At 66.4% G+C, this 8954-nt stretch carries 8 protein-coding genes; all 8 read left to right on the forward strand.

The window, feature by feature from the left end; translation table 11 throughout:
* The first annotated feature begins 23 nt into the window (after positions 1 to 23).
* Positions 24 to 824, forward strand: a complete 801-nt coding sequence (locus ACGHJ7_RS04850) for a Gldg family protein (protein WP_390474960.1) — start codon at positions 24 to 26, stop codon at positions 822 to 824.
* Between the two features lie 249 nt (positions 825 to 1073).
* Positions 1074 to 1616 carry a division/cell wall cluster transcriptional repressor MraZ gene (locus ACGHJ7_RS04855; RefSeq protein ID WP_390474962.1) on the forward strand — a complete coding sequence of 181 codons (543 nt, stop codon included), beginning with the start codon at positions 1074 to 1076 and terminating at the stop codon, positions 1614 to 1616.
* Entirely contained in the window at positions 1613 to 2551 is a 939-nt protein-coding gene (gene rsmH, locus ACGHJ7_RS04860) for a 16S rRNA (cytosine(1402)-N(4))-methyltransferase RsmH (RefSeq protein WP_390474965.1), read from the forward strand. The genes ACGHJ7_RS04855 and rsmH overlap by 4 nt, the downstream gene beginning before the upstream one ends.
* Positions 2548 to 3111: a hypothetical protein gene (locus tag ACGHJ7_RS04865; RefSeq protein ID WP_390474967.1), complete on the forward strand. Its 564-nt coding sequence runs from the start codon at positions 2548 to 2550 to the stop codon at positions 3109 to 3111. Before rsmH ends, ACGHJ7_RS04865 begins: the two co-directional genes overlap by 4 nt.
* Positions 3108 to 4829 carry a peptidoglycan D,D-transpeptidase FtsI family protein gene (locus tag ACGHJ7_RS04870; protein ID WP_390474969.1) on the forward strand — a complete coding sequence of 574 codons (1722 nt, stop codon included), beginning with the start codon at positions 3108 to 3110 and terminating at the stop codon, positions 4827 to 4829. Before ACGHJ7_RS04865 ends, ACGHJ7_RS04870 begins: the two co-directional genes overlap by 4 nt.
* Complete coding sequence (locus tag ACGHJ7_RS04875) at positions 4826 to 6319, forward strand: UDP-N-acetylmuramoyl-L-alanyl-D-glutamate--2,6-diaminopimelate ligase (RefSeq protein ID WP_390474971.1); 1494 nt, start codon at positions 4826 to 4828, stop codon at positions 6317 to 6319. Before ACGHJ7_RS04870 ends, ACGHJ7_RS04875 begins: the two co-directional genes overlap by 4 nt.
* Positions 6320 to 7849: a UDP-N-acetylmuramoyl-tripeptide--D-alanyl-D-alanine ligase gene (gene murF, locus ACGHJ7_RS04880; protein ID WP_390474973.1), complete on the forward strand. Its 1530-nt coding sequence runs from the start codon at positions 6320 to 6322 to the stop codon at positions 7847 to 7849.
* Positions 7850 to 7881: 32 nt separating this feature from the next.
* Positions 7882 to 8952: a phospho-N-acetylmuramoyl-pentapeptide-transferase gene (gene mraY / locus ACGHJ7_RS04885; protein ID WP_390474974.1), complete on the forward strand. Its 1071-nt coding sequence runs from the start codon at positions 7882 to 7884 to the stop codon at positions 8950 to 8952.
* Positions 8953 to 8954: the final 2 nt, after the last annotated feature.

Genomic DNA, 8954 nt, shown 5'->3' on the forward strand with positions numbered 1-8954 from the left:
TTGTCGAGCGCAGGACCCCCGGAATGAAAGCGATTGCCCTTGCCGCTGCCGTATTCGTGATGATGTCGGGCTGCACCGCGCAGGATACGCCCGGTGCCGCGGATGCGCCCACGGAAACGGCCATCGGCGACAAGCCGAAGCTGGGGCTGATGACGACGCTGCCCATCCTGTGGAGCGGGCACGGTGAATTTGGCGAAATGCTGTCGGGTGAAGAAGAGCCGCACTGGGCGCGAAGCGTCCTGTCGGAAAAGCACGATCTCCAGGCGCTGGATGTCCTGACGCCCGCGGCGCTGGACGAGATATCGCTGCTCGTCCTCGCCCAGCCGCGCATGCTGTCGGGCGAGGAAAACGTCGCGCTCGACGAATGGGTGCGGGGCGGTGGCCATGTGCTGGTCTTCGCAGATCCCATGCTGACGGAGCATTCCGATTTCGGGATCGGCGACAAGCGCCGCCCGCAGGACGTGGCGCTGCTGGACCCGATACTGGCACGCTGGGGTATGACCCTGGATGCGGGGCCTCCGAAGCTGGAGACGACGTTCGCGCCCCTCGGCGCAGCGCAGATACCGCTCCGGGCCGAAGGATTCCTCGAGTTCCGCGATCCGGCAGGGGGCGCCGAGGCACGCTGCGCCCATGTGGTAGGCCGATTACTTGCGCGATGCGATATCGGAAGCGGGAGGGCGGTCGTCCTCGCCGATGCAGCCGTTCTGGAAGCACATCCATGGGCCGAGGAGGGTGCCGACGAGCCGTCCAGGGCTGCCCTGCGCAAGCTTTTGGGGATTGCCGGGGAAAGAGCCCGGAGTCGTCCCGGGAAAACCGGGGAATGACGGGTCCCGAGCTCTGCGAGCCTCGGATTTGGTGGCTGCCGAATGCTGTATGTGCGGAGCCGACGTTAAGAAATTGGTAAGAAAATCAGTTAACTATCGCTCTTTCCCAAAAAAACCCGTGTTTTCCCCTTTTATCCCGCGATGACGCGGGGTAAGACTGCATTTCATCGGACATGAGGATTCCGCTGCGCCTTAACCATCTGGTTGGCGAGCTGCCCGGGCGTGCGCGCGGGTGGCGGCGGGAAAGCCGTGTCCATTCGATCGGTGCGCTCATTCGAGGAAGAGCGGGGAGTGGGAAGCGGTTTTCCAGGCTATTCGGGACAGGCCTTTTCGCCGGCAGGCGATAAGGGTCGTTTCTCGCTGCCGCCTGCATTCCGCAAGGCGGTGAAGGAAGCCAGCGACGGCAACCGCACCCTGTGCCTCGACAAGCACCCGCAGTATAAATGCCTCGTGGGCTTCGGCACCGGGCGGCGCGACGAATTGCAGGCCCAGCTCGACCGCGAGGCGGACCGCGCCGACCGGCACGACCGCGATTTCGACTACGATGCGCGCGCCCAGCAGCTGTTCGGTTTCGAGATGCTGCCCTTCGACGATAGCGGCCGTTTCGTGATGCCCGCCTTCCTGAGCGATCTGGCAGAGATAGAGGACGGCCTGTTCTTCCGCGGCGCCGGCCGGTCCTTCACGATCTGGAACCCGAAGGAACTGTTCAAGATGGGCCCGGAATGGGAGGCTGCGCAGGCCGCCTGCCGCAGCCTGATGGAACAGGCCGCAGCGAAGGGGAAGGGCAAGTGAACGCGCCCCATGTCCCCGTCCTGCTCGATGAAGTCGTGGCCGCGCTGGACCCCCAGCCGGGCGATGTTCTGGTCGATGCGACATTCGGCGCAGGCGGTTATACGCGCGCCCTGCTGGACCGCGGGGCGACCGTTCATGCCTTCGACCGCGATCCGGATGCGATCGCGGCGGGGCGCGAATGGGACGAGGCCCGGCAGGATCCGCCGCGGCTCGTGCTGCATCCGCACTGTTTCTCGGAAATGGTCGGATCGCTTGCCGATGCCGGTATCTCGTCCGTCGACGGGATCGCAATGGATATCGGCGTTTCCTCCATGCAGCTCGACCAGGCGGAGCGCGGTTTCGCGTTTTCCTCCGACGGTCCGCTCGACATGCGGATGAGCCAGTCCGGCCCCAGTGCGGCGGATTTCCTGAACACCGCCGATGCCGATGCCATTGCCGACGTGCTCTACCAGTACGGCGAAGAGCGCCAGTCGCGCCGCGTCGCGCGCGCCATCGTTGCCGCGCGGCCGCTCAACACCACAGGTGATCTTGCCCGCGTGGTGCGAAAGGCGCTGGGGCACCGGCCCGGCGCGCCGAAGGATCCCGCTACGCGCTCTTTCCAGGCGGTCCGCATCCATGTGAACGGCGAACTGGACGAACTGGAAGAAGGCCTGCGCGCAGCGGAGCGCCTGCTCCGCTCCGGAGGCAGGCTGGCCGTCGTCAGCTTCCATTCGCTCGAAGACAGGATTGTGAAGCGTTTCCTCAAGGACGCTTCCAGAGCGGCCGGCGGTGGCTCTCGTCACCTTCCCCACCTCGACGCCCCGCCGGCCGTTTTCTCTCAGGTGTCGAAAGCGATCCGGCCCGGCGATGCGGAAGTCGAGCGCAATCCCCGCGCGCGTTCCAGCGTCCTGCGCTATGCCGTGCGCACCGAAACCCCGGCGAGGGAGGCGGCATGATCGTGCGTCAAAGCCGCCTGCGCCAGATTGGCTGGCTGGCCCTTCTCAGCATCTGTCTCGCGCTGTTCGTTGCGCTGTCTTTCCGCGTGAATGCGGTGAAGAGCGAAGTCGTGCGGACCGAGCGCGCGATCATCGCGCTGGAACGCGAGACGCGCAGGTTGGAAACCGAATTCCAGACCCGCGCCAACCAGCAGCAGCTGGCGACATGGAACCGGGTCGAGTTCGGTTACGAAGCGCCGCGCGCGGACCAGTATTTCGACACCGAACGCCAGCTCGCCGAACTGGGCGAGGGCCGTGCGCCGGGCGCGCCGTCCCCGATCCGGGTCGCGCGCGCTCCGCAGGACGGTGAAGCCGATGCGGCTGGCGACAATTCGCTGATCGCCATGGTTTCGCCGCTGACCGGCCGCCCGGCCAATGCGTCCGCGCGCGAAGAGATGTCGGCCCGGCCTTCGCCGCGCCAGACGCCTTCGCGCAGCGCCGACAGCGCTGCCGGATCGCTGGCCGACCGCCTTGGCGCGCCGCTCGATTTTTCTGCTTCGGTTGCCGAGGTGTCCGAATGACTGCGATCCCGATGAACACGGCCATCTCCATCGGCCGCGCGCGGCCCGTGACCCAGCGCCACGAAGCGGTGCTGGTCGCCCGGATGCGCGTGTTGCTGGTCGCGGTCCTGTTCGCGCTGGTCGCCCTGGCGGCGCTCGTGCGGATCGTGTGGCTCGGCATTGGCGGCAGCATGACGGGGCCGGCTTCGCTGGAAGAGGCGCTGCTGCCCCAGCGCGGCGAAATCGTCGACCGGAACGGCATGCCGATGGCCCGCAACTTCCCCGCCCGCGCGCTCTGGTTCAATCCCGATGCGATGGGCGACGGCGGCGAGCCGCTGGTGCGCCCCGCCAGCGTCATTGCGAGCGAGATCGCCGCGATTTTCCCCGACCTTGACAAGGCGACCGTCGAACGGCGCCTGACCAGCGGCAAGGCCGGCTATATCCGCCGCCGCGTATTGCCGGAAGAGGCGAACAGGCTCCACGCGCTGGGCGAACTGGCGCTGGAAATGCCGGAGGAGACGGATCGCCATTACCCGCAAGGCTCGCTCGGCGCGCACGTGCTGGGTTATGTGACGCATGATGGCGAGGGCCGCGTTGGCATGGAACAGGTGCTGCAGGAGCGCCTGACCGATTCCGCCCGCCGGGGTGAAGCGGTCGAATTGTCGCTCGACATGCGGGTGCAGGGCGCTCTGGAAGACGAATTGCGCCGCGGCATGCTGTCGACCAATGCGATGGGCGCGGCAGGCATCGTGCTGGATGTCGATACGGGCGAGGTCATGGCTCTGGCCTCGCTGCCGGAATTCGATCCCAACAAGATGGATCGCCGCGTCGTGGATTACGAATTCAACCGCGTGACCAACCAGGTTTACGAATTAGGTTCGACGTTCAAGCCATTGAGCGTGGCGGCCGCCATCGATGCCGGGGTCGTGCGCGATTTCTCGAAGCGGTGGAATGCGCGCCCGGTCGAAATTTCCAACGCGACGCTGAAGGACAGCCATTTCCTTGGCGACAGCCTGAACGTGCCCGAGGCGCTCATCCATTCGTCGAACACCGTGACGGCGCGTATCGCCGACGCGCTGGGCGCGGAAAAGATGCGCCGGACCTTGATGGACCTGGGCATGCACGAGCGGCCGTATATCGAGCTCCCCGCGCGCGGCCATCCGATCTGGCCCGGCGACAACTGGCCGCGCATCCGCAACATGACGGTCAGCTATGGCCATGGTGTCGCGGTCACGCCGCTGCATCTCGCCAGCGCCTATGCCGCGATGGTCAACGGGGGCATCTGGCGCCCGGCAACGCTGAACAAGCTGGAAGCGGGCAAGGCCCCGCGCGGTCGCCGCGTCTTCAAGGAATCGACCAGCTCGCGCATGCGCCAGCTGCTGCGCATGATCTCGATCTACGGCACGGGCAAGAACGCGGATGCCGTCGGCTACCGCGTGGGCGGCAAGACGGGCTCGGCGGAAAAGCCGGGCCGCCGGGGCTACCGCGAGACGAGTCTTGTCTCGACCTTTGCGGCAGCGTTTCCGATGGACAATCCGCGCTATGTCATCGTCGCCATGCTGGACGAGCCCAAGGGCACGCATGCCAGTTCGTTCCAGCGCACCGCCGCATGGAACGCCGCGCCGGTGGTCGGCCGGCTGGTCCCGCGCATCGGCCCGCTGCTGGGCGTGCGTCCCGACACGACCCGCGACGTCGATATTTCCGACCTCAGGCCGCTGGTTCCGGGAGGTCGCACATGAAGCTGGGTAAACTTGCCGAAGCCGCAGGTATCGCCCTCACGGAAGGGCCCGACCGGAACGTGACCGGCTTTGCCATAGACAATCGCAAGGTCGCGCCCGGCACCGTCTTCGGCGCGTTCCAGGGCAGCACCGTCAATGGCGAGGATTTCATTCCGCAGGCGATCGAAGCCGGGGCCGTCGCGGTCGTCGCCCGGGCGGAGGCCGAGGTAAGCGGCGCGGTCCATATCGCGGATCCCGCCCCCCGCCGCGCGTTTGCCGCACTGGCCGCGCAATTCTTCCGCCCTGTGCCCGGCACGATCGTTGCGGTTACCGGGACCAATGGAAAGACATCCTGCGCGGAAATGACGCGCCAGCTCTGGCGCATGGCCGGCGAACGGGCGGCCAGCATCGGAACGCTGGGCGTCACGACGCCGGATGAAAGCGTATCCACCGGCCTGACCACGCCCGATATCGTCACCTTCCTCGGCAATATGAGCGGCCTCGCGCGGGAAGGCGTGACTCATGTGGCTTACGAGGCATCGAGCCACGGTCTCTCGCAATACCGGAATGAAGGGCTGCCCGTCGCCGCCGGTGCCTTCACCAATTTCAGCCGCGACCATCTCGATTACCACGCCTCGATGGAAGAGTATTTCGAGGCCAAGATGCGGCTGTTCGACGAAGTCGTAATGCGCGGCGGCAAGGCCATCGTGTGGACCGGCGACGATTGGACGAAAAAGGCGACCGAGCGGGCGAAAGCCAACGGGCTGGAAGTGCTGACGGTCGGCGACAGCGGCGATTTCATCCGTCTGCTTTCCCGGACGCCGACGCAGCTGGGACAGGAGCTGGAGGTCGAGCATGGCGGCGAGGTCCGGAAACTGCGCCTTCCGCTGATCGGAGCCTACCAGACGGCCAATGCGCTGACGTCTGCTGCGCTGGTGCTGGCAACCGGCGGCGATGTAGGCCGTGTGTGGGACGGCGTTTCGCGGCTCCAGCCGGTGCGCGGACGGCTCGAACGCGCGGTGATCGCCCCGGGCGGGGCGCCGGTCTATGTCGATTACGCCCACACGCCCGATGCGCTGGAAGCGGCGATCGAGGCCTTGCGTCCGCACGTGGCGGGCAGGCTCATCATCGTGTTCGGCGCCGGCGGCGACCGCGACCACGGGAAACGCGCGCCGATGGGTGAAGTCGCCTCGCGCCTGTCGGACACGGTCATCGTCACCGACGACAATCCGCGCGGAGAAGATCCGGCCGCGATCCGGGCAGCGGTTCTCGGCGGAGCGGGGGATAATGCCAGCGAGACGGGTGACCGGCGCGCGGCAATCCGACAAGCCATCGCGCTGGCGGGGAAGGACGACATCGTCCTCGTCGCGGGCAAGGGGCATGAAACGGGGCAGATTATCGGCGCAGGCGACGCGGTGCGCGTCCTGCCGTTCGACGATGTACAGGTGGCACGCGAATGCAGCGCGCCGGATGCCGGAGACGGCGCCCAATCCAATGCGGGACGTGATTGAATGACTGCTAGCCCACTTCGCAAAGACCACGGCGCAGCATCCCGGCATCCGGCCATCAGGTCGTGGCCGCGCACCACGCGCGACCAATTGCCGCTGGCGCTGTGGTCCGCGGCGGAAATCGCCGAAGCCGTCGGTGGCACGGCGAGCGGCGAATTCCAGTGCTCAGGCGTCGAAATGGACAGCCGGGACGTGCGCCCAGGCGACCTGTTCATTGCGCTGAAGGGCGAGGCGATGGACGGCCACAAATTCGTGGAAAAGGCCTTTGCCGCCGGTGCAGCCGCTGCCATCGTCGATCGTCCGGTCGACGGGCCCCACGTACTGGTTGGCGACACCACCGAGGCGCTCCACGCCCTGGCCCATCACGCGCGGGACCGTTCCTCGGCGAAGCGCATCGCGGTCACGGGCTCGGTCGGCAAGACCGGCGTCAAGGAGGCGATTTTCTCAGCCCTCGACCGGTCGAGCAGGGGCCATGCGCACCGATCTGTCCGCAGCTACAACAACCATGTCGGCGTCCCGCTCAGCATGGCCCGGATGCCGGCGCGCAGCCGCTTCGGCATTTTCGAGATGGGCATGAACAATGCGGGCGAGATACAGGGCCTGACCGCCAATGCGCGGCCCCATGTCGCCGTCGTGACGACCATCGCCCCGGCCCACATCGAGAACCTTGGCAGCATGGAAGCGATCGCCGATGCCAAGGGCGAGATTTTCAGCGGCCTCGTCGAAGGCGGCACGGCGGTCATCCCCGCCGACAGCGAATATTCCGCGCGCCTGATCGGTCACGCGGAAAAGGCGGGCGCGAAGGTCGTGACCTTCGGACGATCCGAAGGCGCGACGGTCCGCATCCTCGATGCCATTCCGGCGGCCAATGGCGGTTCGCTGATCACCGCGCAGGTCGGCGACACGCGCCTGTGCTATTCCGTGGCCGAGCCCGGCGAACACTGGATCGCCAATTCCCTGTGCGTCCTGGCTGCCGTGCAGGCGGCGGGCGGCGACCTGGGCGCGGCGGGTCTCGCTCTCGCCGAACTCGGCGGCCTGAAGGGACGCGGGGCGCGTCACCAGCTTACCGTGCCGGGCGGCAAGGCGCTGCTGGTCGATGAGAGTTACAACGCAAACCCTGCGTCCATGCGAGCAACACTGCGCCAGCTTGGCCAGACGCCCGCCACGCGGCGGATCGCCGTGCTGGGCAGCATGAAGGAACTGGGCGATTTCGGCCCGGCCATGCACGCAGCACTCGCCGATCCCCTGGTGGATGCGAAAATCGATTACGCCATCCTTGTCGGGGAAGAGATGAAGGCTCTCGGCCAGGCGCTTTCCCGCGCCCGTGCGGCGGCGCTGTCGCAGGACATGGGGAAACCCGCAGGCGAGGCGCTTGGCAACATCCCCGCCTTCGCGCATTGCGAAGGGCCTGCCGAGGCAATCGCCGCGGTGGAAGAATACGGCCTCGCCGCTGGGGACGCGATGCTGGTCAAGGGGTCCAATTCTGTCGGTCTCGGCAAATTGGTCGACCACTGGACCGCCCGCCGATCCTGACGAAGCCCGGCAATGGAGGCCGATGAGCCAGAATGCTTTACCTGCTAGCAGAATGGATGGAGTTCGAGGGACTGTTCAACCTCGTGCGCTACCAGACGTTCCGGGCCGGGGCGACACTGATGACCGCGCTGGTGATCGGTCTGATCATCGGCCCGAGACTGATCGATGTGCTGCGCGTGCGACAGGGGAAGGGGCAACCGATCCGCGAGGACGGGCCGCAGACCCACCTGGCGAAAGTCGGCACGCCCACGATGGGCGGACTGATGATCCTGATTGCGCTGGCGCTCAGCCTGCTCATCTGGATGGACCTGTCCAACCCCTTCGTCTGGGCGTGTCTCGCCGTGACGGCCGGCTTCGGCCTGATCGGCTTCATGGACGATTACGACAAGGTGTCGAAGCGCAGCCACAAGGGTGTGTCGGGCAAGGTGCGCCTGCTGCTGGAATTTATCGTCGCGGGCATCGCCAGCTACATCATCGTCAGCCAGATCAATACCTGGCTCTACGTCCCCTTCGTATCGGACCGCGCGATACCGCTCGGCTGGGGCTATTACCTGTTTGCCGCGTTCGTGATCGTGGGGGCGGGCAATGCCGTGAACCTGACGGACGGGCTGGACGGCCTCGCCATCATGCCGGTCATTATCGCCGCCGGGACGTTTGCGATCATCGCCTACCTGACAGGCCGCGTGGACTATTCCGAATATCTCGGCATTCCCCATGTGGAAGGCGCAGGGGAACTGGCGATATTCTGCGCCGCGATCATCGGTGCAGGCCTTGCTTTCCTGTGGTTCAACGCGCCGCCTGCCGCTGTCTTCATGGGCGACACGGGCAGCCTTGCCCTTGGCGGCGCGCTGGGCGCGATCGCGGTTGCCAGCCACCACGAAATCGTGCTCGCCATCGTGGGCGGACTGTTCGTGTTCGAGGCGCTGTCGGTCATCATCCAGGTCTTCTGGTTCAAGCGTACCGGCAAGCGCGTGTTTCGCATGGCGCCGATCCATCACCATTTCGAACAGCTGGGCTGGAGCGAGAGCAAGGTCGTGATCCGCTTCTGGATCATCGCCATCGTCCTCGCGATCATCGGCCTCGCCACGCTGAAGCTGCGGTGATG

The organism is Altererythrobacter sp. MTPC7 (assembly GCF_042851395.1).
GTDB lineage: Bacteria > Pseudomonadota > Alphaproteobacteria > Sphingomonadales > Sphingomonadaceae > CAJXSN01.